Origin of the sequence: Paenibacillus sp. 2KB_22 (assembly GCF_052115745.1) — a bacterium.
GTDB lineage: Bacteria > Bacillota > Bacilli > Paenibacillales > Paenibacillaceae > Paenibacillus.
The window spans coordinates 644,605-670,784 of the sequence record NZ_JBFRHG010000001.1 but is presented as its reverse complement, the minus strand read 5'-3'; the positions used below and the strand labels follow the sequence as shown (position 1 = coordinate 670,784).

25 protein-coding genes are annotated in these 26,180 nt (G+C 43.8%); 18 read left to right on the top strand and 7 right to left on the bottom strand.

From position 1 onward, the window contains the following. Positions 1 to 90: 90 nt before the first annotated feature. The gene (locus AB4111_RS02795; RefSeq protein WP_442030294.1) at positions 91 to 1,488 is read right to left on the bottom strand and encodes a TrkH family potassium uptake protein; all 1,398 of its coding nucleotides are present in this window, start codon (positions 1,486 to 1,488) and stop codon (positions 91 to 93) included. Next, a complete protein-coding gene (locus AB4111_RS02790) occupies positions 1,472 to 2,137 on the bottom strand; it encodes a potassium channel family protein (RefSeq protein WP_091016628.1) in 666 nt (221 codons plus the stop codon). Before AB4111_RS02790 ends, AB4111_RS02795 begins: the two co-directional genes overlap by 17 nt. 311 nt (positions 2,138 to 2,448) lie before the next feature. Here AB4111_RS02790 and AB4111_RS02785 point away from each other — a divergent pair, with 311 nt between their 5' ends. The 5 genes from AB4111_RS02785 (at position 2,449) to AB4111_RS02765 (ending at position 9,537) form a co-directional block, all read left to right on the top strand. Continuing rightward, complete coding sequence (locus AB4111_RS02785; RefSeq protein WP_307536946.1) at positions 2,449 to 3,354, top strand: ABC transporter permease; 906 nt, start codon at positions 2,449 to 2,451, stop codon at positions 3,352 to 3,354. 15 nt (positions 3,355 to 3,369) lie between these two features. Then, on the top strand, positions 3,370 to 4,260 hold the full coding sequence (locus AB4111_RS02780) for a carbohydrate ABC transporter permease (RefSeq protein ID WP_442030291.1): 891 nt from the start codon (positions 3,370 to 3,372) through the stop codon (positions 4,258 to 4,260). 78 nt (positions 4,261 to 4,338) lie between these two features. After that, positions 4,339 to 6,090 (top strand): sensor histidine kinase, encoded by a 1,752-nt coding sequence (locus AB4111_RS02775; protein WP_442030289.1) that lies wholly within the window; start codon positions 4,339 to 4,341, stop codon positions 6,088 to 6,090. Positions 6,091 to 6,094: 4 nt separating this feature from the next. Then, on the top strand, positions 6,095 to 7,774 hold the full coding sequence (locus AB4111_RS02770; protein ID WP_442030287.1) for a response regulator transcription factor: 1,680 nt from the start codon (positions 6,095 to 6,097) through the stop codon (positions 7,772 to 7,774). A 119-nt stretch (positions 7,775 to 7,893) separates the two neighbouring features. Next, positions 7,894 to 9,537 carry an extracellular solute-binding protein gene (locus AB4111_RS02765; RefSeq protein ID WP_442030285.1) on the top strand — a complete coding sequence of 548 codons (1,644 nt, stop codon included), beginning with the start codon at positions 7,894 to 7,896 and terminating at the stop codon, positions 9,535 to 9,537. Positions 9,538 to 9,618: 81 nt separating this feature from the next. Here AB4111_RS02765 and AB4111_RS02760 read toward each other — a convergent pair whose 3' ends face one another. Then, positions 9,619 to 9,879: a hypothetical protein gene (locus AB4111_RS02760; protein WP_442030283.1), complete on the bottom strand. Its 261-nt coding sequence runs from the start codon at positions 9,877 to 9,879 to the stop codon at positions 9,619 to 9,621. 95 nt (positions 9,880 to 9,974) lie between these two features. Beyond that, a complete protein-coding gene (locus AB4111_RS02755; protein ID WP_442030281.1) occupies positions 9,975 to 10,103 on the bottom strand; it encodes a DUF4023 family protein in 129 nt (42 codons plus the stop codon). A 204-nt stretch (positions 10,104 to 10,307) separates the two neighbouring features. Here AB4111_RS02755 and AB4111_RS02750 point away from each other — a divergent pair, with 204 nt between their 5' ends. From AB4111_RS02750 to AB4111_RS02735, 4 genes are all read left to right on the top strand, one after another. Continuing rightward, on the top strand, positions 10,308 to 11,060 hold the full coding sequence (locus tag AB4111_RS02750) for a TrmB family transcriptional regulator (protein WP_442030279.1): 753 nt from the start codon (positions 10,308 to 10,310) through the stop codon (positions 11,058 to 11,060). Between the two features lie 123 nt (positions 11,061 to 11,183). Beyond that, on the top strand, positions 11,184 to 12,347 hold the full coding sequence (locus tag AB4111_RS02745; protein WP_442030277.1) for an MFS transporter: 1,164 nt from the start codon (positions 11,184 to 11,186) through the stop codon (positions 12,345 to 12,347). Between the two features lie 222 nt (positions 12,348 to 12,569). Continuing rightward, on the top strand, positions 12,570 to 13,136 hold the full coding sequence (locus AB4111_RS02740; protein WP_442030275.1) for a sugar O-acetyltransferase: 567 nt from the start codon (positions 12,570 to 12,572) through the stop codon (positions 13,134 to 13,136). 38 nt (positions 13,137 to 13,174) lie between these two features. Beyond that, complete coding sequence (locus tag AB4111_RS02735) at positions 13,175 to 13,777, top strand: sugar O-acetyltransferase (RefSeq protein ID WP_442031561.1); 603 nt, start codon at positions 13,175 to 13,177, stop codon at positions 13,775 to 13,777. A gap of 188 nt (positions 13,778 to 13,965) precedes the next feature. Here the strand turns inward: AB4111_RS02735 and AB4111_RS02730 are convergent, their stop codons facing one another. Next, positions 13,966 to 15,399, bottom strand: coding sequence for a glycoside hydrolase family 1 protein (locus AB4111_RS02730; RefSeq protein ID WP_442030273.1), 1,434 nt, complete (start codon positions 15,397 to 15,399; stop codon positions 13,966 to 13,968). A 362-nt stretch (positions 15,400 to 15,761) separates the two neighbouring features. Between AB4111_RS02730 and AB4111_RS02725 the strand changes: the two genes are divergently transcribed. After that, complete coding sequence (locus tag AB4111_RS02725; RefSeq protein WP_442030271.1) at positions 15,762 to 16,730, top strand: LacI family DNA-binding transcriptional regulator; 969 nt, start codon at positions 15,762 to 15,764, stop codon at positions 16,728 to 16,730. Positions 16,731 to 16,935: 205 nt separating this feature from the next. After that, the gene (locus tag AB4111_RS02720) at positions 16,936 to 17,229 is read left to right on the top strand and encodes a DUF3817 domain-containing protein (protein WP_036608336.1); all 294 of its coding nucleotides are present in this window, start codon (positions 16,936 to 16,938) and stop codon (positions 17,227 to 17,229) included. Between the two features lie 78 nt (positions 17,230 to 17,307). Here AB4111_RS02720 and AB4111_RS02715 read toward each other — a convergent pair whose 3' ends face one another. Next, a complete protein-coding gene (locus tag AB4111_RS02715) occupies positions 17,308 to 17,445 on the bottom strand; it encodes a hypothetical protein (protein WP_179198532.1) in 138 nt (45 codons plus the stop codon). 280 nt (positions 17,446 to 17,725) lie between these two features. Here AB4111_RS02715 and AB4111_RS02710 point away from each other — a divergent pair, with 280 nt between their 5' ends. From AB4111_RS02710 to AB4111_RS02685, 6 genes are all read left to right on the top strand, one after another. Continuing rightward, positions 17,726 to 18,070 (top strand): thioredoxin family protein, encoded by a 345-nt coding sequence (locus AB4111_RS02710; protein WP_442030268.1) that lies wholly within the window; start codon positions 17,726 to 17,728, stop codon positions 18,068 to 18,070. Between the two features lie 180 nt (positions 18,071 to 18,250). Next, a complete protein-coding gene (locus AB4111_RS02705; protein ID WP_339242367.1) occupies positions 18,251 to 19,273 on the top strand; it encodes a LacI family DNA-binding transcriptional regulator in 1,023 nt (340 codons plus the stop codon). Positions 19,274 to 19,389: 116 nt separating this feature from the next. Beyond that, entirely contained in the window at positions 19,390 to 20,379 is a 990-nt protein-coding gene (locus tag AB4111_RS02700; RefSeq protein ID WP_253435072.1) for an ABC transporter permease, read from the top strand. 15 nt (positions 20,380 to 20,394) lie between these two features. Beyond that, positions 20,395 to 21,282: a carbohydrate ABC transporter permease gene (locus tag AB4111_RS02695; RefSeq protein ID WP_017688674.1), complete on the top strand. Its 888-nt coding sequence runs from the start codon at positions 20,395 to 20,397 to the stop codon at positions 21,280 to 21,282. 36 nt (positions 21,283 to 21,318) lie between these two features. Continuing rightward, on the top strand, positions 21,319 to 22,962 hold the full coding sequence (locus AB4111_RS02690; protein WP_442030265.1) for a sugar ABC transporter substrate-binding protein: 1,644 nt from the start codon (positions 21,319 to 21,321) through the stop codon (positions 22,960 to 22,962). A 22-nt stretch (positions 22,963 to 22,984) separates the two neighbouring features. After that, positions 22,985 to 24,334: a glycoside hydrolase family 30 protein gene (locus AB4111_RS02685; RefSeq protein WP_442030263.1), complete on the top strand. Its 1,350-nt coding sequence runs from the start codon at positions 22,985 to 22,987 to the stop codon at positions 24,332 to 24,334. 113 nt (positions 24,335 to 24,447) lie between these two features. Here the strand turns inward: AB4111_RS02685 and AB4111_RS02680 are convergent, their stop codons facing one another. Further along, the gene (locus AB4111_RS02680; RefSeq protein WP_223869092.1) at positions 24,448 to 24,855 is read right to left on the bottom strand and encodes a hypothetical protein; all 408 of its coding nucleotides are present in this window, start codon (positions 24,853 to 24,855) and stop codon (positions 24,448 to 24,450) included. Between the two features lie 209 nt (positions 24,856 to 25,064). Between AB4111_RS02680 and AB4111_RS02675 the strand changes: the two genes are divergently transcribed. Beyond that, entirely contained in the window at positions 25,065 to 26,156 is a 1,092-nt protein-coding gene (locus AB4111_RS02675) for a hypothetical protein (protein ID WP_442030260.1), read from the top strand. Positions 26,157 to 26,180 lie beyond the last annotated feature (24 nt).

Genomic DNA, 26,180 nt, shown 5'->3' with positions numbered 1-26,180 from the left:
GATAAGGGGGCGTTTTGCTATTGAACTTGTTTTGAAATAAAAAGGAATTACTTTTCCGCAATAAGATTAACATGTCAGTAGTCAGGAATGTTAACCAATAAGGACATGGTCCTCTGCATAACCTATTTTGGATGTGCGTTTCTTCTGAGCCAGTGCGAAAGCCAGAGTTAATGGTCCCAATCGTCCTGCAAACATCGTAATAGAGACTATAATTTTACCGGCAACACTCAACTCACTTGTCAGACCCATCGAGAGTCCAGTGGTGCTAAATGCTGAAGTGGCTTCAAACAGAACATCCAGAAAATGATTTTCAAGAATGCCTTCGGATATGGATAGCAGAATGGAGATCCCAAGCACAAAGGCGAGAGAACTTAAGACAACAGCGAGTGCACGCATTACTGTTTCTTCTGCAATTTTACGCTCAAAGGCATGAATCTGTCCGCCGCCCCGAAATGTTTGTATGGTTGCAAGAACAAGGACTACAAAAGTATTGATTTTAATTCCTCCACCTGTTCCGCCGGAAGAAGCCCCAATGAACATTAGGATAATAATGAAAAATTGGGATGTGGCCAACATACTTCCAATGTCAATGGTATTGAATCCAGAGCTTCGAGGAGCAGTGCCCTGAAATAGAGAAGCCCATATACGTTCACTGTAAGATAAATCAGCGAACGTAGAAGGATTCCAACTCTCAAGTAAAAAAATGGTGAGAAATCCAAACAAGTACAGAGAAAAACTGCCGATTAACACAATTTTTGAATGAAGGGAGAGCTTTCTCCATGAACGCTTGCGGAATACATCCACAACCACAATATAACCCAAGCCGCCAATGATAAAGAGCGTAATGACTGTAAGATTAACAATCGGGTCACCAACAAATGGGGTAAGGCTATCACTCCAAAGAGAGAAACCCGCATTATTGAAGGCAGAGATGGAATGGAATATGGCGTAATAGAAAGCTTGTCCCCATCCCAAATCGCTCTGCCAGCGCAATGTAAGAACCACGGTAGCCAGAGCTTCAAAAGCAAAGGCTATAAGTACAATATACATGGATAGCTTAACCAGACCTTGAGCAGAGGAGGTATTGGTGGCTTGTTGAATAAGAAGCCTCTGTTTCAAACCAATCCGTTTCCCCAGAATAATGGCAACCATTACACCTAGTGTCATGAAACCCAGTCCACCAACCTGAATCAAAATCATGATGATGACCTGTCCGAATGTTGAAAAGACACTCCCTGTATCCAAGACAATCAGCCCATTTACACATATAGCGGAGGTTGCTGTGAACAAGGCATCAAGTAAACCGATGGAAGTCCCGGTACTTGAAGATATCGGCAGTGCCAGCAATATGGCTCCGATCCAGATGAGAGTGAAGAAGATCATCATGATGAGTTGTGGAGGGCTCATATTATTTTTCAACTTGTTTACAATTGATTCAATGTTTATCAGAGTCGGAGTTCCCGTCAAGCGTTTATCTCTTTGGTTCATAATCACTCTCCAGATTTCGAATGTCATCGTTACTGCCTATTAACAAGAGCATATCTCCCGCACGGACTGTGTCTTCCGCCATGGGTGAGATATTCAGGTTATTCCCTGTTTTGATGGCGATAACCGTACATCCATATTCAGCCCGAATATTGAGTTCTAGCAAAGTCTTCTGATTCATACTTAAGGGAGCTTTGATCTCGACCAGATTATAATCTGAAGACAATTCAATGGAATCAATAATGTTGTCTGAGCTAAGCTGATTTCCCAGCCTTGTGGCCATGTCACGTTCAGGATAAACGATCTGGTCCGCACCAATCTTGCTAAGCACACTGCCATGGTTATCATTTTTTGCTTTGGCTGTTACTTTGGGCACATTAAGTTCTTTCAATAACAAAGTGGTTAGTATACTTGCTTGCAGATCTTCGCCGATCGCGACAATAGCGTGTGAAAAGTTGCTTGCCCCAAGCTCCATAAGGACTGATTTGTCAGTGCAATCTGCTTGTACCGCATGGGTTGCCACCGTTGAAATCTCCTGAACAAGAGTTTCGCTTTTGTCTACAGCGAGCACTTCATGCCCATTTTTGATGAGTGTGTGTGTCAAGCTTGAACCGAATCGTCCAAGACCAAGTACCATAAATTGTTTTTTCATAATATCCCTCATTGTAATCAAAATAAATAACAGTTTCCTCTACACCCTAATGGTAAATATTACATTACGTACAATGGAATGTAAGGTTTCATATCGTAGTTAGCGAATCCTGTCCGTCATGTCTATGTCTAAGCATATCTCAAAAGAGTTCATTCTAATGGCTTAAGAATAGAATTGCAACTGATTCGATTCTTTTTTGGTATGGCGGTTGAACTGTGCAAAGGGTCAACAAAAGATACCCAAAGTAAATAGCCCACACTATTGCGGTGATCTGGCTGCTCCTATAATAAACGTTGAAGGAGGAGTCAGCTATGCGTTCCAACTACAAACAATTCATCCGAAACGTTCCGCTTCATTTAATGATTCTACCCGGACTACTGATTATTATTGTATTCGGTTACATTCCGATGGCGGGGCTCTCTATTGCCTTTCAGAATTTCTCTCCCATTGCCGGATTCAAAAACATGAACTGGGTGGGGTGGGATAATTTCAGGTATCTGTTCGATCTGCCCGGTTTCTCGCAAGTTGTATGGAATACGGTATTTATATCAACGATGAAAATTGTGTCCGGCTTGGTCATTCCGGTACTTGTAGCCTTATTACTCAACGAGGTTCGCAAGACAGGTTTCAAAAGAACGATTCAGACTGTAATCTATATGCCTCACTTTTTCTCTTGGGTAATTCTGGCGGGAATCATCGTGGATGTGTTATCTCCGAGCACGGGGATCGTTAATATGTTGCTCAAATCCCTCGGAATTGACCCGATTCAATTCCTGGCCAGTAACGAGTGGTTTCCATACATACTTGTCATCACAGACCAATGGAAAGAATTCGGATTTGGTACGATTATCTATCTTGCTGCCCTCACGAATATTGATAAGTCACTCTACGAAGCCTCTGTTATGGATGGAGCGGGAAGATGGAAGCAGACATGGCATATCACACTGCCAGGCATTCGCCCGATCGTAATTTTGATGGTAACGCTTAGTCTGGGGAATGTACTCAACGGCGGTTTTGATCAAGTGTTCAATTTGTATAATCCTTTGGTGTATGAATCAGGAGATATTCTCGATACGATGATCTATCGGATTGGATTGCAGGATGCACAGTATTCTGTATCCACAGCGTTGGGGCTGATCAAATCTGTCGTTTCGTTCATTTTTATTGGACTTGGTTATTTCTTGGCCTATCGGTTCGCGAATTATCGGATATTCTAGAAAGGAGGCAGAGTCATGCACCACGCTTCAAGAGCCTATCAGTGGTTCCTAGGGTTTAACTACGTCATCCTGACGATTCTTGCCTTGTTATGCCTGTTCCCGATTGTGAATATATTAGCGATTTCATTTAGTTCAAGTGATGCGGTCAAAGCGGGAAGCGTCACATTCTGGCCTGTGGATTTTACATTGTCCTCCTATCAATACATTCTGGAAAATCAGCAATTCCTGAACTCATTCGGCACGAGCCTTCTACGTGTCATTCTGGGGGTTACGACCAATCTGATCTTCACGATTCTGGTAGCTTATCCGCTCTCCAAAGAGGCTACGAAATTCCGTTCAAGAACGTTCTATGCCTGGATATTCGTATTCACCATGTTATTCAGTGGAGGATTGATCCCGGGTTACCTGGTGGTTAAGGAAGCGGGCTTGTTGGATTCCATCTGGGCTCTGATTCTGCCGGGTGCTGTTCCGATCTTTAATGTACTTCTAATGCTTAATTTCTTCCGGGGATTGCCAAAGGAACTTGAAGAGGCCTCCTGGATGGATGGAGCAGGACATTTCCGCACGTTATGCAGCATCTATCTTCCTATTTCACTTCCCAGTATTGCGACCATTACGCTGTTCGCCATGGTGGGACACTGGAACGCCTGGTTCGATGGCATGATCTACATGAAAAGTCCGGAAGGCTATCCGCTTGCTACATATCTTCAGTCCATGTTACAGCAGGTGACGATGATTCAGAGCGAGATGATGACGCTGGAGGATGCGACACTCTTAAGTCAGGTATCGGATAGAACTACCCAAGCTTCCCAGATCTTTTTGTCCGTTATTCCGATTCTACTCGTGTATCCGTTCCTGCAGCGGTATTTCGTTCATGGGCTTGTCGTCGGAAGTGTAAAGGGATAAGATCGATAGGAGGAAAACCAATCGATGGAGGAGCCGATTTCTGGCTCCTTTTTTGCTATTGAGGAGAGGGGAGATGGAATGTTGAGATTCATTTGGGGGAGATGGAGAGAGTCATCCATTGTCGTCAAACTGATGATTGCTTTTATACTGGTCATTCTGCCCCTGTACGGGATAAGCATTATGATTACGCAACTCAGCTCCAAACAAATGCAAACGGAGGTGGAGAAGGCCCATGAGTCCAAATTGTACTTCTACCATAATCATCTGCAATTCGAATTGGAGCGAATGAGTGCGCTGGTTACCGAATTTTCATTTGATGAACCCATGTCCACGCTAAGTACAAGGGCTGCGATTATGAGCAGGTATGAAATCACGTCCAGCCTGAACAACATTCACAATAAGTTGGGTCAGATCATGGTGACGAGTCCTTATATTAGTGATGTTGTGTATTACGTTCCCGCTCTGCATAAACGGGTCAGTGCGGCGGACGGGATTCGGGATGTAGAGGATACCGAGTGGAAGAATCTGCTCGCGACGATGGGGAATCTGAATGGCGAATTATCGCATTCCAATAACGATCTCTATTTCCTGAAAAGTAATCCGTATAACATGAACCATGAGGAGCCACCCAATTTTATATTAGGAATACGCTTGTCTGCTGAAGAACTGAAACATCGTTTGCAGCAACTGTCGGAAACGGGTGAAAGTGAGATTACACTGAGTTTTGGTGAACACCATAATGTAGTCATCTCTTCTTCAGAGCAGCCAGCACCTGTAAAACCGATTCGAACAGTTCCGCCTGAACCGTCTGAGTCCATGCAAGTTACAAAGTTCCAATCTGATCCATATCTCTATTATTCTTTACACGATAAAGATCATTCGTTCACGCTGACAGCCACTATTCCGCAGGATGTGCTGAGCGCACCACTGGAACAATACAACATATGGTTATGGATGGTGACCTTCATGTCGGTTGTAATTATTATTGTCTTCTCGTTTTCGATCTATAGATCGATTCACCAACCTTTATCGTTGCTCATCCGAGGATTTAGAATGGCTGAACAGGGCCAGACAAGTGTACATATTCCTTCATCCAGAAGGGATGAATTCGGCTATTTGTACTCCCGATTCAACCATATGATAGAACGCTTACATATTTTGATCGATGAGAATTATGTTGCACGCATTCGAACAAGTGAGGCGGAACTCAAACATCTGCAATCCCAGATTCAACCTCACTTTCTATACAACAGTCTGTTCAGCATCAAGCAAATGGCTGAGGTGGAGAATGTGGAGCTCATTCAGGAATTCACCGACTACCTGGGTCAATATTTCAGGTATATGTCTCGGGATTCTCATACGGAGGTATCGTTGGGGGCTGAGATTGACCATGCGCTGGTCTATGCATCCATTCAAAAAATCCGGTTTGGTTCGAGGATTCAATTAGAATTGGAGGATCTGGACGCAAGATACAGAGTCATTTCCGTTCCCAGAGTCATGATTCAGCCGATTGTAGAGAATGTGTTTGAGCATGCACTAGCCAAACGCAGCCAAGGAGGTATCCTACAGATCTCGTACCAAAAGTGCCTGGACAATCTATCCATTCGCATTGAGGATGATGGGGATCAGTTAAGTGATGAAACATTGATTTATCTGCAATCTGCATTTGAGGAAACAGAGCGGAAACATGGAAACGAAGAGATAACCGGGCTCATCAATGTGAATCAGCGATTAAGAATCAAATTCGGGGCTGGTTATGGTCTTACAGCACAGCGAAGTGAGCTCGGTGGGTTGTGCATTATAGTGAAGATTCCATGGGAGGGGGAGTAACGTCATGCAGAGGATGCTTATCGTAGATGATGAACCCGTTATTCTGGACGGACTGTATGCGTTCTTTCAAAAAGCAAATCTTCAGGACATGGAGATAATCAAGGCATACTCTGCCTATGAAGCTATCGATTGGCTGAACTCGGTAAAGGTTGATATTGTACTCAGCGATATCTGTATGCCTGGCATGGATGGCATGCAGTTAATTGAGCAGATTATGGATCGGTGGCCACGATGCAAAGTCCTCTTGCTGACAGGTCATAACGAATTTGATTATGCACACCAAGCTATTCGGAATCCTTGCGTTGTTGATTACCTGTTAAAGACAGAGGGCATGAATCACATTCGGGCTGCGGTAGAACGGGCATTAAGACAGATCTCGGAAGAGAATGATTTTCGCTACCAAGCTGCATGGTTTCGCAGTAAATTGCCACGAGCGCTGCCCCAGTTACAGCGTCAATTGCTGCTGGATGTGCTTAAGCGAACGGAAAGCCATGATATCATTTCACTTCAGGAAGAACTTGATGCTGTACAGCTACCTTTCGAATCCGATCAACTCGTTATTCCAGTAATCATCCGGGTAGAAGAATGGAACAACTATCAATCTCAGGCGGATCGCAGTTTAATCCGCTATGCCGTTGCCAATGTTGCAGAGGAACTACTGCAGGACAAGGCCAAGGTGAAGGCAATTGATCTGGACACTCAGGTCATCGCTTGCTTTATTCAATCGCAAGGGGCGCATCCGTCCCACGTATCTAATACTGAAGGGGAACGAGGGAGTCAGCTGGATAACTGGCAACAAACTCTTCGTTTTGTCTATGGCACACTGGAGTCTGTGCAGCAATCCTGTGCGGACTGTCTGAACCTGTCTGTATCCATCATGATTAGTGAGCAGGCGGTAGAGTGGAATAGGGTTAATCAGGCTATTGCGCAGTTGCGTCTATCGATTCATGAGAGTCCGGGGCTGGGGATGGAGAAGCTGCTGCGTGTCAATATCCAGGATGAATTGCCTTACACTCCTAGCATGATGAATCAACAGGGTGTCGTAGTACTGCATCTGGAGCACATCAAACAGCGAATAACAGCAGGTGACCGGGAGTGGATGGAGTCCTTCCATAAATGGAGCGAGGCTGCGAAGAAAGGACTTCAAGATCCGTTCTTTCGTATGAAAACCTATAATGGCGCAGCCAATGTGTTCATTGAAGTCCTGCACGAATTAGGATTATATGAATCGGCAATGGAAGAAATAGCGCTGTCCCGAATGCTGCATTTTGACATCCATACCGCATGGTCCGAACTGGTTATCTTTTATCAATCTGCATACGAATGGATGATCTCCAAACGAAGCAATGCTCGCTTGAACGACCAATCACAGATACTGATCACGATCCATCATTATATCAAGCACCATCTGGAGGACGACCTCTCACTCACACGGATCGCACAGGAAGTCTCTCTTAATCCTTCTTATCTGTCGCGTTGGTACAAACGGATTACAGGTAAAGGTATATCCGACTACATCCATGACCTTAGAGTGGAGCGAAGCAAAGAGTTGCTTCTGGGTTCGACCTGCAAGATGCATGAAATATCTGCGAAGGTTGGGTTTAGCGATCAGCATTATTTTTATCGTTTCTTCAAAAAAGCGACAGGTTGCACCCCTCAAGAGTATCGTGATCAGAAAAGTTAGAGGATGTCTCAAAGAGTAAATCAAAGATACCAGATGTCAACGGGGTACACTCGAAGTGATAGCGCTTTCTTTGTAATATAATATTATACCTCACGGGAGGAGAAAAAAGGGGGATTCGCATGAATATATCATTCAAGAAGTTCTCATTATTAACATTAACCATGGTGCTAGCCACCACACTTGCAGCCTGTTCGTCCGGTGCGGGAAGCGCCGAGAATGAAGCTGAGCCGAACACACAGCAGGATGCAGGAGGACCACTTACGAAATACGACCCACCGATTAAATTAACTTCTACCATGAATGAAACGGGGAAAGAATCGCTAGCACAAGGAGATACACACGCCAATAACATCTGGACCAGAGGGTATAAGGATGAACTCGGTATTGATGTATCGTACGAATGGATTGTTCCGGATGCCAATTATAACGATAAGATGAATGTCACGCTCGCGAGTGGTGATCTGCCGGATGTACTGAAAGTGAGCGCTGTTCAATTCGAACAACTGCATGAAGCAGGGATGCTGGAGGACCTGACCGAAGTATATGACAAATATGCATCCGAACTGGTTAAGGAGTTCATGTCTGCTGAAGATGGAGCAGGTTTGAAGCCGGTAACCAAGGATGGAAAAATATACGCCATGGTGAGCTTCCCAGGTTCGTTGGATTCCTCGGATATGATCTGGATTCGTCAGGATTGGCTGAAAAAGGTTGGGCTTGAGGCACCTAAAACCATGCAGGATGTCATCCAGATTGCGGAAGCCTTTACCTTCGAAGATCCAGACGGAAATGGCAAAGATGATACGTACGGTATTGCCTTAAACAAGGATTTACCTATCAACGCGTTCTTGCTCGGCTATCATGGTTATCTCGAAACCTGGATTAAGGATGCTTCAGGTCAAGTCGTGAATGGAACGATCCAACCGGAAGTGAAAGAAGGATTGCGTGAGCTCCAGACTCTGTATCAGAAGGGCGTTCTTGATCCCGAATTTGGCGTTAAAGATTTTGCTAAAATGATGGAGGATGTGAATGCAGGCAAGTCAGGCATGTTCTTCCTGCCACAATGGGCACCTTTTCAGGTTAGCAGTATGATTAAGAAAGACAAGAACATCGACTGGATGCCTTACCCGGTTCAATCGATTGATGATCAGCCGGCAAAAACACAGAACCATCTTAGCCTGGGCGGCATATTTGCCGTTCGCAAAGGTTACGAGCATCCGGAAGCGTTAATCAAATTGCTCAATTTCCAGGCTGAGAAAATGTTCGGTGAGTCTGCGAAGGAAGAACGGGCTGCTTACTTAAATGGACTGACAGGTCTTGGTTTTCATAATGCGACGGTCTCTAACCTGCCAGCCAACAAAAATGTGAAGGCGCAGGACGAAGTGGAGCAGGCGCTTGAAACAGGAGATACGTCCGGATTGGAACTCGAAGCGAAGCTGTTCTATGATGATATTATGGATTATCGGAATGGTAATCTCGACAAGTGGCATATGGAGCGGATATTTGGCCCAGAGAGTTCACAAGGTGTGATTAAATATTATCGGGATAATGACCTGATTGTCATGAATGAATTCATCTATGCACCAACGAGAACGATGAATACCAAGCAAGCTACGCTGGATAAATTGAGAGCCGAGACGTTCCTGAAAATCATCTATGGTAACCTGTCGATTGACGAGTTCGATAACTTTGTTGCCAATTGGAAGAAACTTGGCGGTGATCAGATCACACAGGAAGTGAATGAAACGATCGCTGCTAACCAATAGAATGATTGATTCATATTATCCAAGAATGGAACATGAAAAATGGTGCGCTCCTTAAAGGGAGGCACCATTTTTTGCTTCTAATTATTTGCGTTTCAATAACAGAACTCCACTGATGGTTGACGTTTTCTGGCGGTATACCACTTTGAATCCAATATCGTTGTCCAGCAAACAGTTTAATGCATTAATCAATAATACGCCGGGAACCAATGTGAATGTACACGGAGACGTGTTGCCAATCACACGTACACTTTGGATTCTGCGCGCAGAACCAGGCACGAGCGGATTTCTGGACCAGTAGATTAATACCAGATCCGGTTGTGGAACAGCGTTTACACGAGCCATACTAATCATCTCTTTTCTATTAAAGGTTCTTAATAGTAGATGAAAAGTAGAGGAAAGGGTGCTAGACAGAAGTCATGCTGTTCAATAAATAGACTCTACTTATTCGTAGAATGCTGCTTCGATGGCAATTTGTCCCCTGGTGTTCCCTTGCCGTTGTTTTTATTGTGACGCTGTTTTTCGGCATTTTCGTTAACTTTCTTCACAAAATCTTGCGTGCTTTCCATTGAAAATTACAGCTCCTTTCACAAGCAAAATGTGTATTCCGATTCTTAATATAACCACTGGAAAGTGATTTTATTTTGGAGACATCGCTAAATTTAATTTTGATTCAACAATCCCGGGTTAGTTGGGACATACTGGACATGGGAAGTATAGCCGACTAAACTAGATAGACCAGACATAATAAGAAGGGATGCGCCGATCCAAATATGTTGCAGAAATTCGGTTTTACACAATATGAGAGTCAGGTATACGAGGCTATATTTGCGCAGGATAAACCGCTTGATGCCACATCCATTGTTAATTATTCCAACGTTCCCAAAGCCAAAATATATGAGGTACTCAATCGGCTGATCGACAAGGGTACGGTGCTGACAACGATGGATGGAAAGAAGAAATTATATATGGCCGTGGATATTCAGTCCATTATTCATAAGATCAAGGCTGATTTTGATAAAGATATTGAGGAACTGAAGAGTTACAAAATCAAACGTACATTCACGGATGAACATATCTGGACGTTAAAAGATGAATCATCCATTGGATCAAACATTGAACAACTTATCGAGGAAGCGGAATCATCGATTCTTTTTCTGGCATGGAATGAGCGAATGGAGAAATATCGTGAACTGCTGGAGCAGAAGGAAAAGCAGGGAGTGTATGTTGAAGTGTTAGCCGTTGGGGGCATGGAGACCTCCTTAACCCGGAAATACTCGTTGATTCCATTACTTGACGCGCCGGAGCCATCACAACTGCTCATTGTGGATCATGCTTATCTGTTGTTTGCCGGTGTGGAACACGATTCATGGCGAGCCATCAAGACGATGTCCAAACCGATTGTTAAAGCGATGACTGATTATTTCTACCATGATGTTGCTCTTACCCAAATCACCCAAAAATATGGTGACCAACTGTTACAGGATGCTGAAATCGAGCGATTGCTCACCAGGTTGATCTATTAAAACTATTCTCTTGGAGAATAGTTTTTTTGTTATATCTTTGTTTGAAAAATAATGAGAATAACTATTGAAACTTTCATTCTTATGGGTTACTATCGTAGTTGTAACTTTTGAGGAGGATTCAACATGAATAAGAAAGTATATGTGCTTGCTATCGCAGCATTTGTGGTCGGAACCGTTGAACTGATCTTGGGCGGCATTCTGGACCTGATTGCTACGGATCTTCATCTTTCCCTGGCGAAAGCCGGGTATTTAATTTCTATTTTCTCCCTTGTCTATGCGTTGTCTGCGCCGATTTTATTGAATATGACAGCCAGATTTGAGCGTAAAAAAGTATATATGTGTACGCTGTTTGTATTTCTGATTAGTAATCTGATCTCTGCATTCAGTACCAGCTTCTATATGCTTATGGCGGGTAGAGCACTCGGAGCAGCCACCGGTTCACTTATTTTTGTGCTCTCCCTGACGCTTGCAGCACGCATTGTAGAACCACAGTATAAAGGACGCGCGGTGGGGACCATTACCATGGGAGGCAGTGCCTCACTTATCCTGGGCGTACCACTTGGTATCTTTGTAGGCAACTTGGCTGGCTGGCGTGAAGTGTTTATGTTGATCGCTATACTGACCGCAGTGGTTATGGTAGCTATCTGGATTGCGATGGATCGTGTGCAGCCGATCCCTGCGGTATCCCTGAAGAAACAGCTTACGGCTCTGTGGAATCCGAAAATGTTGGCAATCCATGCGACGACTTTGCTTGTGCTTGCGGGTCATTTGACTTTATATGCGTATTTCACACCATTTCTGCAAGAAACCCTGGGTGCCAGCGCGACGATGGTTACCTTTATCTATATGATGTTTGGGATCGCTGCTGTTGCAGGTGGAGGCATCGGGGGCATGTTATCCGATCGTCTGCATCCTGCTAAAGCGATAGTCATTGTGCTGATTCCCTTTATCGTGAGTATGGCTGTCATTCCGTTCAGTGTTCAATTACCTTTGATTGCCTTCTTGATATTGTTAAGCATCTGGAGTGCACTGAGCTGGACGATTATGCCTGTACAGAATAGTCTCATTATCAAAACTTCGCCGGAAACAGCTGAAACGCTAATCAGCACCAATTCAGGTATCGCACATGCAGGTATTGCACTGGGTACCTATATCGGTGGCATGGTGATCGATCATTCATCGATTCTGCACACCGGATGGGTCGGCTCTGTACTCATTTTGCTTGGTTTGGTGTCCGCCATCTATGCCATTAGCGTGAAGGAAAAAACCATTCAGGCGGTTGCTTAGAATGAAGAAATTAGACAAAAAACTTGAACCTCTGCATCCCCGTAGTCAATGGGGTGTAGAGGTTTTTTGCTATCTTACGAGTTTGCGGGTGAGTCGTATCAACTATTTTCATATAGAGCAAGACTTGTTTTATTCATCGTAATCTATATAATTAAAATAGTTTTAAAAAGTATTATCTAATGTTAGTTAAACTATATGATTTGTACCAAGGGAGCAGTGATTATGACCACGAAGACGGAAAAACAAAAAATGCTGGATGGCGAGCTGTACATGGCTTCTGATCTCGAATTGTCTAAGGATCGAGAATATGCACGCAGAATGACGCGCACATTCAATCAAACGACAGAAACTGACGGTGAGCTTAGAACCAAGTTACTGAAGGAACTGTTTGGATCTACAGGTGAACACCTGGGCATGGAACCTAATATTCATGTGGATTATGGATATAACATTCATGTAGGCAACCATTTTTATGCCAACTTTAATTGTACGATATTAGATGTGTGTGAAGTTCGTATTGGAGACTATTGTTTAATGGGTCCAGATGTACATATCTATACAGCTACTCATCCACTCCATCCGCATGAACGTAACACGGGAGCAGAGTATGGCAAGCCAGTCACGATTGGAAATAATGTATGGATCGGTGGTAGAGCCGTTATTAATCCAGGGGTTACCATAGGTGATAACGTCGTTATTGCTTCAGGCGCTGTGGTTACGAAGGATGTTCCGGATAATATGATCGTGGGCGGCAATCCTGCTAGAATCATTAGAGAGATAGAGCTTTAACTTAATTAAGGGCAGAAGATAGGGAGTGCATCGACTTGATGACTGAAAAAGAGAAATCGCAATTAGGGCTACTATATAATGCCAATTATGATCAAGAGTTAATTGAAGAGCGTTTGTATGCCAAAGGACTTTGTTACGATTATAACCAGCTCCATCCAGGCAAGATCAATGAACGAGAAGCGTTAATTAAGAAACTGTTCGGGAAAACGACTGATCATTTCCTGATTGAACAGCCATTTGTATGTGATTATGGCTATAATATTGAAATTGGTGAGAACTTCTATAGCAATCATAATATTGTCATGCTGGATGGAGGCAAAATTAGTTTTGGAGATAACGTTTTTGTGGCTCCAAATTGTGGGTTTTATACTGCAGGCCATCCTTTTGATGTGGAGCAGCGCAATGAAGGTCTGGAGATTGTTGGACCCATCACGGTAGGCAATAATGTGTGGATCGGTGGCGGTGTGACCGTTCTTGCCGGTGTGACGATTGGAGACAATACGATCATTGGAGCAGGGAGCGTAGTGACCAAGAGTATACCGTCTGGGGTGATTGCTGCGGGTAACCCGTGCAGGGTCATTCGCGAGATAACGGAAGAAGACAAAACAAAGTACAGCAGGGATGTAGTGAAGAACATATAGTAAAGAATATCCTAACAGCCAATGAGAATGCCCGATGTTTATCATTTATCATCGGGTATTTTTAATAAAATAAAATCCCCCAGATAGTAAACATGCCAAGGTATCGTATATCCGACACTTTTCATGTTATTTGCTGGGGGATAGACGGATGAATCTGTTACATTTGCTTAAACATTGCTTGAAAAACCTTAACGCTGCAAACTTTTCCCGTTACTGCTGATCACTTCTTTGTACCAATGGAAGGATTTTTTGCGGTAACGTTCGAGTGTTCCTGAACCATCGTCATGACGATCAACATAGATGTAGCCATAACGTTTTTTCAACTGGGCAGAAGACGCACTGACCACATCAATGCAACCCCATGATGTATAACCCATAATTTCAACGCCATCTTCAATGGCTTCGCCAACCTGAACCAGATGATCATTCAGATACTGGATTCGGTAATCATCTTCGACTGTTTTCTCACCGTCAGCACCCGTGATTAACTCATCGACAGCGCCAAGACCATTCTCTACAATAAACAGTGGTTTCTGATAACGGTCATAAAACATGTTAAGCACATAACGCAAGCCTTGCGGGTCAATCTGCCATCCCCATTCACTAGCTGGTAGATAAGGGTTAGGTACGCCGCCAAGCAGGTTACCTTCACCTGCGATTTGTTTCTCCGGGTCTGCCGTCTGACAGATACTCATGTAATAACTGAAAGAGATAAAATCTACCGTATGAAGCAACATTTCCTCGTCGCCAGGTTCCATATGAATCTCGATTCCATTCTCCCGGAAGTAACGTTTCATATAACCAGGGTAGCGACCTCTTACATGCACATCACCGAAGAAATAGTTGCTGTGTTCGAATTCCATGACTTTAATCATATCGTCTGGGTTCGGTGTCAGCGGGTAGGTAGGCATACTGAGCATCATACAACCAATCTGTGCCGTAGGAATAATCTCATGACAGAGTTTCACAGCAGAAGCACTAGCTACGAATTCATGATGGATCGCCTGATACAGATCTTGCTTGCTAAGCTTCTCCTTTGACGTGTAGATGCCTCCACTCATGAAGGGTGCTTCAAGAATCGAATTGATTTCGTTAAAAGTAAGCCAGTATTTTACTTTGTTTTTGTAACGGTTGAAGACAGTAGTTGCATAACGCTCGTAGAATCCAACCATTTTTCGGTTAACCCAGCCGTCGTATTCTTTGGACAAGTGAAGAGGTGTCTCATAGTGGGATAACGTTACGAGTGGTTCGATCCCGTATTTGTGACACTCGTCAAACAGATCGTCGTAAAACTGCAGACCTTCTTCATTCGGTTCCAGCTCGTCCCCTTTTGGGAAAATCCGGGACCAGGCGATGGACGTACGGAATACTTTGAAGCCCATCTCTGCAAACAGTTTTACATCTTCCTTGTAACGATGATACAGATCGATACCGATCAGTTTCATGTTATCTTCGGTTGGTTCTTCCGTGATCGGCCCCATGATGCCTTTGGGAGCTACATCCTGCGTAGATAATCCTTTGCCGCCTTGATTGTATGCACCTTCAGCCTGATTGGCTGCAATTGCGCCACCCCACAGGAAATTTTCCGGGAATTGATAGGTTTGATTTTGAGAGTTGCTCATTTGTATCGCTCCATTCATCAAATTGATTTTAAGATGTTGTTCAAAAAGCCCGCTTTTGATTACAAAAGATGCCTAACGGCATCATCAGCATCGAATATGGAATTCAGCCGAAATGTCCGTTGCTCACGTAGTTTCCCTACGCTCTGCTACTCCATTTCTAGCTTCATCCCATCTTCTCGGTACTGAAAACCGATCTTTTTGAACACGCACTTTAAGATGATTCATGTATGACATAAAAAAAGCTTAAACGTTGTAACGGGTTACACGTCAAGTTTTACTTTTGATCCCAATCTGAGGCATACTATTATTCAAAATAGTATTGGTTGAACTTATATAGTTCGTTAGCAAGAAGGGAGTCTCCGATGTCCAAGTTTGATGAAATTATGAAGCGGTCCGGTTACTCAAAAGCGACAGTGTCACGCGTGATTAATCATTCTCCGCATGTTAGTGATGAAGCAAGACAGATCATCACGGATATTATGAAACAGTTGAATTATATTCCCAACCGAAATGCGATATCGTTATCTACAGGGCAAACGAAGCAGATTGGCATTGTGACCTCTACCACAGGTGAGATCATTCTTACATTCATGAATCAATTCATTGATACAGCTATGGATTTTGGGTTTCAGACGATTATCTATACCTCCCGTGGAGATCCGGAGATTGAATTGCAGGCGTTCGAAGATCTGCGCAGTAAACGAGTCGATGGACTGGTTATTATTGCTTGTGTCAATGACCCTCGGAAATTAAAGGCATATATGGAGTATGGGCCCATTGTCTCCTGGCAGCGAATGGGGAACGACGAGATTCCGTCTGTCGCGATGGATCAGGCAGAAGGGTATAAGTTAGCTCTGGAGCATCTGGTTTCGAGAGGATACACCCGAATTGCGAATGCATTTGGCAGGGCTGAAAGTTTGAATACCCAGAGCCGCCGTGAAGCCTATGAATCTTTTATGAAGAGCAAAGGGTTACCTGTGTGGTCTGAAGCGTATCAATATTCTGTATTCAGCTCCACAGATGGCGAAGAAGCGATGCGCAGAATGGCAGAGGGCCCAGAACTTCCACAAGCTGTATTATGTTCGAATGATTATGCAGCCATCGGCATTCTGAGTGAAGCACGCAGACGAAATATTCAAGTACCGGAACAACTCGCCATTGTGGGGTTTGATGATATTGAGCTTTCCCGTGTTCTTGGAATCACGACCATACACAATCCGATTGCGGAGCAAGCCACCCAAGCATTTCATCAATTATGGGCTGTATTGGGTAAAACAGAGTTGAAAACCGAGAAGCTGACATACCAGCTAATTGAGCGTGAGACGACTTGAATCCGTAAGACCTGATGTAGGAATCTGGTTTTATGGATTCAATAATTATTCAAATTTGAAGCATCTTCGAATCGGACACATACGTTATACTGAAGATGAGCTTCAGAACGGCATATCTGTACGGAGATGTGGCGTGAAGTTTTCGTATCATGTTACAAGTTACATATTTCACAAACGATTAGCGGGAAAGGTGAGAATGGACCTTATGAAAACAGTGACAGGCCGATTCAGAATTGCGGGCATATGGGAGGGTGTGTCATTACTTCTATTAATTTTTATTGCTATGCCTCTGAAATATTTTGCAGATATCTCTTCCGCTGTAGCCGTAATGGGCATGATTCATGGTATTTTGTTTCCTTTGTACCTTATTGCGCTCGTACACTTGGCTCTGGTCAAAAAGTGGAAGATAACACGCTGGCTGATGGGTGGACTGGCCGGTCTTTTACCGTTTGGAACTTTTGTATTTGAATCTTATCTGCGGAAGAGAGATTGGAAATAAAATCAATATGGATGAAATAAAGCAGGCGACTAATTCAGATGTTATCCGAATTGTCGCCTGCTGGTTTCTGTACAAGTGCTACTTTACTGTACCCTGTTGACGATCGGATAACAGGCTTACTCCAATATCGCCAGAGGCATCAGATACAGGTGCATACGCCGAGAAGGAAGTAACAACAACCAGGGCAGTGAACAGAAATAAGAATGATTTTTTCATGCCATAACCTCTTTCATATGGGGATATATTCCATTTTATTTTAACGCACATAGGCTATACTTGAAAAGAAAAATTTTAACTAGGGCGTGTCTGAAAACTCCGAAGGGCGCAGATTTTGCCGAATTTTCGTTCCAAGCAAGGAAATTTTCCGCAGGCGTGCCGGGGCACGTCAAGGGAAAGTGACGCAGCAGGGAGCGAAAAGGTGGTAAAAGATGCACTTCAGTGAGTTTTGAGACACGTCCTAAGTAAGCCATCGAATGACTGAAAGGATTGAGCTTCTGTGAAAGTTATTCATGAGTTAACATCCATAGAAATGGTTGAAGAAGCTATTCACCAACATGAATTGGTTTTTTTGTATGTATCTCGTCCAGAGTGCAGTGTATGTCACGCTTTACTGCCCAAGATCAGGGCGCTGCTTGAACCTTATCCATCCATATATCTGGGTCACATTAATGCTAACGAAGTGGAAGAGGTCGCTTCCAAGTTTCTTATTTTTACCGTTCCAACAATGATCATGATTGTGGAGCAGAAGGAGTATATTCGAGCGGATCGTTTTGTGCGCATGGAACGTCTGGAAGAGCAGCTGCAACAGATTTACTCCATGTATATCCAGGATGAGGAGTAGTAAGCGAAAGCTTCAAGAATGGCGGCTCTTACGTGAGCCGTTTTTTTTGCGCCACAGCAACATCTAACGATGGATAAAGGACACGATGTATGAACTCATAAATTAAAGTGTTGCCATGAAAACGGTTTTATGATAATTTAAACATTATAAAAACGTTTTTATAGTAAAGGAACAAAACTTATGGCAAAGATAACGATTAAAGATGTAGCAAGGGAAGCAGGCGTATCCATCTCTACAGTCTCCAACGCTTTAAATGGTGTAGATGTCTTGAACCCGGAGACAAAATCACATGTTCTCAAGGTGGCAGAGCGTTTAAATTATGTGCCTAATCTGAACGGCAAGCTTTTGAAGTCCGGTCAAACCAAAATGCTCGGTTTTTTCACTACAAGTGTATCGGGTCCGTATTTCTATAAGCTGGTCGAGTCGATGTCTCGCGAATGTGATCGTCTTGGGTATGGTTTGAATGTATTTGTGACCAAGGATAAACACGTTATTATGAGTAATATTCTGGGTCGGCGGGTGGATGGCGTCATTATCTACGAAGAGCTTCGGATCGATGAACAAGATATTATCGCCATGGAGAAAGATAAGATCAAGGCTGTTTTTCTGGATCGGGTCTATCAGAGCGATACGATGGGAAGTGTCATTTTTGACTCGTATGTGGCTGCTTACGAAGCAACCAAGTATTTGATTGGGCTTGGGCACAAGAAAATTGCTTATATTTCGGGTGTGGACACGATGTTTGATAGTGTGCAACGTAGAGATGGCTATCTGGCTGCCCTGCATGAATACCAGCTTCCAATCGATGAAGATTACATTATACAGGGGTATTTTGAGGAGGATAGCACATATAGTGCTATAAAATCTTTTCTTCATTTGCATCCCGGCAAGCGGCCGGATGCATTTCTTGCAGGGAATGACTTGAGTGCAATTGGCTGTATGCATGCGTTGAAGTCAGAGGGCTTTGAAGTGCCTCAAGATGTTAGTGTCGTGGGTTTCGACGATATTGATATCGCACAATATTTTTCTCCACCGCTCACAACGGTAAGGAATCAGATTGCAAGACAGGGTATCCTGGCAATCAATCAACTGGTAGGCATGATCAAGGAGAAAGAACAAGGGGCAGCGCAAAAATTGGCGGGTGAGCTGGTGGTTAGAGGTTCAAGTCATGTGAAGATCGACCGGAAAGACTATCGTACATAAGTTGACTCAGCTGCTTCTCCGGTCTTTTTTTACATAAATACAAACAAAGGGGGTTTTTATGGCGGAAAATAAAAACGTTTTTATAACGAATGCAAGGTGGAGGGGAGTAAAAAAACGTGGATAAATTAGCCGTAGAAACTTCAACTGGTAAACATACGGTCGGTCCTAACGGAAAGAAGCCCATCGGGCAACGGATCAAAGAATTTGTAGTGGATTATCGAAGACAATGGGAGATTCAATCCATGATTATCCCTGGCATTATATTTATGATTATTTTCTGTTATATCCCGATCTACGGATTGACGATTGCCTTCAAAAATTACACGGTCATTGATACGCTTGCTACCGCTCCATGGGTAGGATTGGATAACTTCAGAATCATTTTGTCTGACAAATACTTCTGGGATGCAGTTGTGAATACACTGGGGATCAGCTTTTTGAAACTGGGTATCGGCTTCGTCATTCCGATTATTCTTGCGATCATGATCTATGAGTTAAACAGCGGACGCTTTAAAAAGTTTGTGCAAACGGTTTCATATTTACCTCACTTTTTGTCCTGGATCGTACTTGGGGGAATGCTGATCACCTGGTTTTCAACAACGGGCTTATTTAACCAGTTGTTGCTTAGTCTGGGAGTAATCTCGCAACCGCAGAACATTTTGCTGGATGCAGGCAAGTATTGGTGGATTGCTACCTTATCGGATATTTGGAAAGAGGCAGGCTGGGGAACGATTCTGTATCTGGCGATCATGGCAAAGATTGATCCTACGTATTATGAAGCTGCCAAAATCGATGGTGCAAGCCGTCTCAGACAGATATGGAATATCACATTGCCTAATATGAGATCCATTATCAGCCTGAATCTGATTCTAACTGTAAGCGGTTTATTAGGGTCGAATCTGGATCAGACCCTGGTTCTCATGAACTCCCAAAACCGCGATAAAGCGGAAGTCATCAATTCGTACGTCTATCGTATGGGGATGTCTCAGGGTGACTTTTCATATGCAACGGCCGTTGGCTTGGGTGTCTCAATCATCTCTGTCATTCTGCTCGTAACGGCGAACAAAATTACTAGCAAATTAAACGATAATCAATCTGTGTTGTAGAAGGAGGCATCCCGCGTGAATGGAAAGGTGGCAAAAGAAGATCTCGATAGTCGGATCTTTGATACCTTAAATATGATTTTGTTAATCATCTGTACGATCGTTATTCTGGTTCCGCTCTGGAATGTCATTATCTCTTCCTTTAGCTCAGGCAAAGCGTTGGCGGAAGGTGGATTCATCTTCTGGTCCCCGGAATTCTCGCTGGAGAATTACAGAGCGGTATTCAACGATCAGGGCATATGGCAGGCCTTCTTCATATCGGTGTCCAAAACAACGATTGGTGTTGTTACACATGTGTTCTTCTGTGCCATGGTTGGTTACGGTCTGAGCAAAAAGTACATAAGAGGCCGTAAATTATATGTTGCCATGGGTGTCATCACGATGTTCTTCTCCGGTGGCATGATCCCAACATATCTGTTAATCAAATCACTTGGATTATTAAACAGCTTCTGGGTGTACATTATTCCAGCGTTATTCAGTTTCTATGATGTCGTGATTCTGATGAATTTCTTCCGAAATGTCCCGGATTCTCTGGAAGAATCGGCTAAGATTGACGGCGCAGGGGATTGGCATATTTTCCTGAAAATCTTCATTCCACTCTCCATGCCTGCTATGGCCACAATTGCACTATTTAATGGAGTAGGGCAATGGAACGACTTCATGACAACCAAGTTATACATTACGGATCAGTCACTGTATCCACTTCAGATGATGCTGTATGAGATTATCGTTCAGTCCCAGACCCAATCCATGCAAAATGTTGGGGGTTCGGCTGTGATCGAAACAACGACCAAAGGCGTGCAGTTGGCCACCATTGTCATTACAACACTCCCGATCGTGCTGATCTATCCCATTGTTCAGAGATACTTTATCTCGGGAATGATGCTGGGTGCGGTCAAGGAATAGAAGAAACAAATACCCCAATATGAGGAGGAACAAAACATGTGGAAGTTGAACAAGGCATCAGGAAAAAAAGGGATTAAATTGTTCGCCACATTGCTTGCAGCAGTGATGATGATAACGGGTTGCAGCGGTGGCTCTGGAGGCTCCAGTGAAGGGAATTGGGTATCCATTGAAGATCGGTATACGGTTGACCCGGAAAAGCCAGCTTGGCAGTTGGATAAAAAGGAAGAAGCTACAGACCTGACGTGGTACGTCAATGCTGACTGGTGGAACACCGATTTTGGCAAGGACATTGTCACGAAGAAGATCAAAGAGGATCTGAACATCAATATTAAATTCATCACGGGTGATGATACCAAGTTAAACACCTTTTTCGCCGGCGGAGATATGCCTGACCTGCTAACCGTATTTGACTCGAATTCTCCAGTGGTACAAAAAGCTGCTACCTGGGCTATGCCCCTGAACGATCTGGCGGAAAAATATGATCCTTATTTCAATAAAGTTGCGGCTGCCGATACATTGAACTGGTTCCAATTAGCGGATGGCAAAACCTATGGTTACCCGAACTATTCTAACACACAGGAGGATTATGATAGCGGTAACATTCCTGCAAAAACGGCATTTATCATTCGTAAGGATGTGTACGAAGCTTTGGGTAGTCCGGTCATTGGAACGCCAGAAGAATTCCAAAGTGTAATGAAACGAATTAAGCAAGAGTTCCCTGCGCTGATTCCGTTTGGATTCAACTCCATTGGTGAAGGAACAGGTTCACTTGGTGATACATTGCAAGATTTCATCGGCGTCCCGCTGGAGACCGAATCGGGAGAATTCTACGATCGTAATCTGGATGAAGATTACCTCACGTGGTTGAAGACATTGAACACCGTGTACAGAGACGGCAACATCAGTGATGACAGTTTTGCCGATGATGGAACGGCTTTTGAGGAAAAAGTAAAGTCCGGCAAATACGCGACCATGCTGCTTGACGGTACACCTCAACAAGGAGGAAATCTGCAAATTTACATGAGTGCCAACCCGGGTAAAGAATATGTTGCAATTGATGGTCCGCAAAGCACCAAGGGCAATGCCCCGACATTGAATCAATCCGGGATAACCGGGTGGATGATTAATTTCATCTCCAAGGATTGTAAAGATCCGGCCAAGGCCATTCAAATTTTCACATACTTATTAAGTGAAGAAGGCCAGACACTCATGAATTACGGAATCGAGGGGGAAACCTACCAAACCAAAGCTGACGGCAGCGTAGAATTGTTGCCAGCGGTGAAAGAGCTGCAACTCAATAACGCGGATCAGTTCAAAAAGGATTATCGGATGGGTGAGTTCATGTTCTTCGGTCATGACGGTCACAAAGCACTCAGTGCAGATGCATTTCCGGAAGCGATCAAACAGATGCAAGAGTGGGGCAAAGGCAAGCTGAAACCACACTTTATTTTGGAAAATATTAGTCCGGATCAAGGTACACCTGAAGCTCGTGCGTTGTCAGCAATCAATACGAAATGGAATACAACGCTGGTCAGTATGGTACGGGCCAAGGATGATGCCTCGTATGACAACGCATTGGCTGCTTACAAGTCCTTCTTAGGTGAAAACCGCTGGGAAGAGATTGTGAAGGTACGAAGTGAAAAGATGAAACTGAACAAAGAGAAACTAGGCATTCAATAATAGAAATATGAAGGAGAATCCTATGACTACATTCAAAATGTACAAAACAACAGGAGAAGATGAATTATTTGTACCCGTGTCCTCGGATCAATTGCAACCTCTTGCCCCTGATCTGGAGACAACGACCATTCTTCTGGATGATCAGCTAACGTATCAGGAGATGGATGGATTTGGTGCTTCTTTTACCGATTCTTCCGCCTATCTGATCAATCAAATCTTGAATGAGGAGCAGCGGGAAGAAGTCATGTCCCGGCTGTTCCATCCGGAGAAAGGTATTGGGCTCTCGGTCATTCGTAACCCGATGGGCGCTTCGGACTATGCGAGAACGGTATACAGTTATAACGATATGCCAGAACAGCAGACAGATCCAGAATTAACCCAGTTCAGTATTATACATGATGAAGAGGACGTTATTCCGTTAACGCAAAAGGCGTTGGCATTGAATCCTGAACTGAAACTGTTTGCTTCACCATGGAGTGCACCGGGGTGGATGAAAACGAGCGGATCGATGATTACCGGACAATTGAAGACGGAATGGTATCCGGTTTATGCCGAATATTTTGTGAAATACATTCAAGCGTATACAGAGCATGGATTACCGATCCATGCCATCACACCACAGAATGAGGCGCTTTATGAACCGGGGCATTATCCTGGTATGTTGATGCCAGCCGAAGCGCAAGCGGACTTTATTAAAAACCATCTCAAACCAGCCTTTGTTCGTAACGATATTCAAACTAAAATTTTCTGTTATGATCACAACTGGGATCAACCGGGCTATCCACTTACCGTGCTGGAACAAGTGGGAGAGGCAGTGGACGGCGTAGCCTGGCACTGGTATGGGGGCGATGCATCTGCTCAAACGAAGGTATACGAAGCCTTTGCAGGCAAAGAAGTGCATTTCACCGAAGGCTCAGGCGGAGAGTGGATCCCGCCATTTGAACAGGCCTTCTCCAATGTGATACGAACGGGAATTCAGATTCTTCGTAATTACAGCAAGTCATTCGTACTATGGAATATGGCACTTGATGAGAACAACGGGCCAACCGTTCCGGGATTTGGTCGCAGTACGTGTCGCGGGATCGTTCAGGTGAATCAGCAAACCAAGGAACTTACGTATACACTTGATTATTATGCCCTGGCACATTTTAGTGCTTTGATTCGTCCCAAGGCTGTTCGGATTGGATCAACGTCCAATGATGATGAAATTTATTCTGTGGCTTTTAAAAATGTCGATGGTTCCGTAGCATTAGTCATCTTCAATGATGGGGAGGCGACGGGCAATGTACAGGTTAAGCTGCGCGACGATGTGTTGATGCAGTTCCAGCTGGAAAGCAAGAGTGTCTTGTCCATATTAATCACAGATGTATAAATGGACGAAGTTATACTAGGCTATATCATTAGAAAAGAAACCAAAAGAAGCGATATCCGGAGTGTAGACGGATATCGCTTCTTTTGCTGACATTGGTCTGTGGATGGATCGCATTATAACGGTTGAATGGCAAGATGGGGTGTTCCACTGCTCTCATCAACGAACAGAATATATTGGTTGCCAGCGGTTCCGGTTAAGACCAGACCGGGTTGACCCGCAACACCAGGATTGTAATATCTGAACTGTTGTAGAGTTGGTAGGGACACGGGAAGAGAAGGCTGATTGAGTGCCATTAATTGTGTAGCAGCCTTGACGCTGTCTCCAGCTTGAATCACTCCGCCTACACCCAGATGATTAACAATGGAGGAGCTGGCATTGATTTGAAGGCTGCCTGTTATGGTCTGGCTACCATTGACGTTTAGATTGACACCAACGGTTTGATTACCATTAACGTGCAAATTCTGATTAATCGTCTGATTGCCGGTGACAAGGATGCTATCAAATGTTGGCAAAGATATCATCTCCTATATCGTATTCATATATTCTATGAGGACAAGATTTGAACCGACCCGGGTGACCACACATTATATGCCTGGGATAAAGCCCGTTTTACAATGAAGAGCCAGCGAAGCATTCAACAGAAGAAACCATGCCACGATTTCGTGCATATTGTAGGCAGAGAATGTTTTCGTACGGAACGGGAGGGTTTGCTATCCGAAAGAAGTCCAAAATGCAGGTTAAGTCCATAAAAAAGAATCGTTCAGTCCCTGATGCAAACCAGTTATTTCTGAAACAGATGCATGCAGTACTGAACAAAAAACTGAAATCCATGCGCAAACACATGGCAGTACAACAATTGGATCTTAAGCAGCAATGGTTGAAAATGATGCAGGAGGAGTATGCATCTAGCCGAGTAAAGTCCAAAGTGATCTATAAGGAGTTAAATGTGCTTCTGATTACACCGTGCAATGACCGGGAAATTTCATCACATTGTGTACTAATTGAACAGAGCCTTAAACATCTCGTGAGGCATGTAAATGAGATTAAATATATAGAATCCGTTTCAGCCATTCTGTCTACTATGGAGGTTGACCTGATTCTGATTGTTGGAAGTGATGAAAGTTTTCCGAGTGACAATATCACTGCATTAAAAGCATCCGCCTCAAAAAAAGCAATCTGGTTATCTCCCAATCAAAATGTAAATCAAAGGGATGCTATTTTGCCGTGGTTTGATCACGTGTTTGTACAGAATTCATGGTCAATGAGTGACCATCAGCATCATCAGGGAGGCCGTGCTCCTATTGAACTGTTAATGCCGCCTGATCCACATATATTCTGTCCGCAAACTGTTTCTCCGGAGTACGAATCGGATGTTTATATCATCGGAGATGCGGAACCGGATAGTATCCTAACGACCTTTTCTAAATCTGGTCTTCTGGATAACAAAAAAGTTCGGGTTGACGGGAAGGGTTGGGCACAAATCGGGGATTTTTATCCTGTTCATAGGAGTGAAGCTCGCCAGATGTTATATAACGGAAGCAAACTGGTTATTCATAGTGGCGAATCAATCAAAAACGTGATGGAAATTGCCGCATGCGGGACGTTTCAGCTCATAGGACCATCAGTGAATCAGAGCAACGTGATAGACCTTAGTAAATTCCATCTATTCAACTCCTGTGAGGAACTCATTCAGAAGTTTGAACATTACTGGCAGAGTATTGATGCAAGAAGACTGGCCGCTAGCCATGCCCTGGCATACATGAAATACAATCAATCCCATCTGCAAAAAACACTGCGACTGTTGGATATCATGTTTATATAACCATCAAGGATCACAGGAGTGTAA

Coding starts and splice junctions, on each gene's coding strand:
- AB4111_RS02675 (WP_442030260.1), top strand. CDS start 25,065: ATGCAGGTTAAGTCCATAAAAAAGAATCGTTCAGTCCCTGATGCAAAC.
- AB4111_RS02750 (WP_442030279.1), top strand. CDS start 10,308: ATGTTGCAGAAATTCGGTTTTACACAATATGAGAGTCAGGTATACGAG.
- AB4111_RS02765 (WP_442030285.1), top strand. CDS start 7,894: ATGAATATATCATTCAAGAAGTTCTCATTATTAACATTAACCATGGTG.
- AB4111_RS02790 (WP_091016628.1), bottom strand. CDS start 2,137: ATGAAAAAACAATTTATGGTACTTGGTCTTGGACGATTCGGTTCAAGC.
- AB4111_RS02725 (WP_442030271.1), top strand. CDS start 15,762: ATGTCCAAGTTTGATGAAATTATGAAGCGGTCCGGTTACTCAAAAGCG.
- AB4111_RS02760 (WP_442030283.1), bottom strand. CDS start 9,879: ATGGCTCGTGTAAACGCTGTTCCACAACCGGATCTGGTATTAATCTAC.
- AB4111_RS02740 (WP_442030275.1), top strand. CDS start 12,570: ATGACCACGAAGACGGAAAAACAAAAAATGCTGGATGGCGAGCTGTAC.
- AB4111_RS02755 (WP_442030281.1), bottom strand. CDS start 10,103: ATGGAAAGCACGCAAGATTTTGTGAAGAAAGTTAACGAAAATGCCGAA.
- AB4111_RS02785 (WP_307536946.1), top strand. CDS start 2,449: ATGCGTTCCAACTACAAACAATTCATCCGAAACGTTCCGCTTCATTTA.
- AB4111_RS02720 (WP_036608336.1), top strand. CDS start 16,936: ATGAAAACAGTGACAGGCCGATTCAGAATTGCGGGCATATGGGAGGGT.
- AB4111_RS02795 (WP_442030294.1), bottom strand. CDS start 1,488: ATGAACCAAAGAGATAAACGCTTGACGGGAACTCCGACTCTGATAAAC.
- AB4111_RS02775 (WP_442030289.1), top strand. CDS start 4,339: ATGTTGAGATTCATTTGGGGGAGATGGAGAGAGTCATCCATTGTCGTC.
- AB4111_RS02735 (WP_442031561.1), top strand. CDS start 13,175: ATGACTGAAAAAGAGAAATCGCAATTAGGGCTACTATATAATGCCAAT.
- AB4111_RS02745 (WP_442030277.1), top strand. CDS start 11,184: ATGAATAAGAAAGTATATGTGCTTGCTATCGCAGCATTTGTGGTCGGA.
- AB4111_RS02715 (WP_179198532.1), bottom strand. CDS start 17,445: ATGAAAAAATCATTCTTATTTCTGTTCACTGCCCTGGTTGTTGTTACT.
- AB4111_RS02730 (WP_442030273.1), bottom strand. CDS start 15,399: ATGAGCAACTCTCAAAATCAAACCTATCAATTCCCGGAAAATTTCCTG.
- AB4111_RS02770 (WP_442030287.1), top strand. CDS start 6,095: ATGCAGAGGATGCTTATCGTAGATGATGAACCCGTTATTCTGGACGGA.
- AB4111_RS02705 (WP_339242367.1), top strand. CDS start 18,251: ATGGCAAAGATAACGATTAAAGATGTAGCAAGGGAAGCAGGCGTATCC.
- AB4111_RS02685 (WP_442030263.1), top strand. CDS start 22,985: ATGACTACATTCAAAATGTACAAAACAACAGGAGAAGATGAATTATTT.
- AB4111_RS02690 (WP_442030265.1), top strand. CDS start 21,319: ATGTGGAAGTTGAACAAGGCATCAGGAAAAAAAGGGATTAAATTGTTC.
- AB4111_RS02780 (WP_442030291.1), top strand. CDS start 3,370: ATGCACCACGCTTCAAGAGCCTATCAGTGGTTCCTAGGGTTTAACTAC.
- AB4111_RS02680 (WP_223869092.1), bottom strand. CDS start 24,855: ATGATATCTTTGCCAACATTTGATAGCATCCTTGTCACCGGCAATCAG.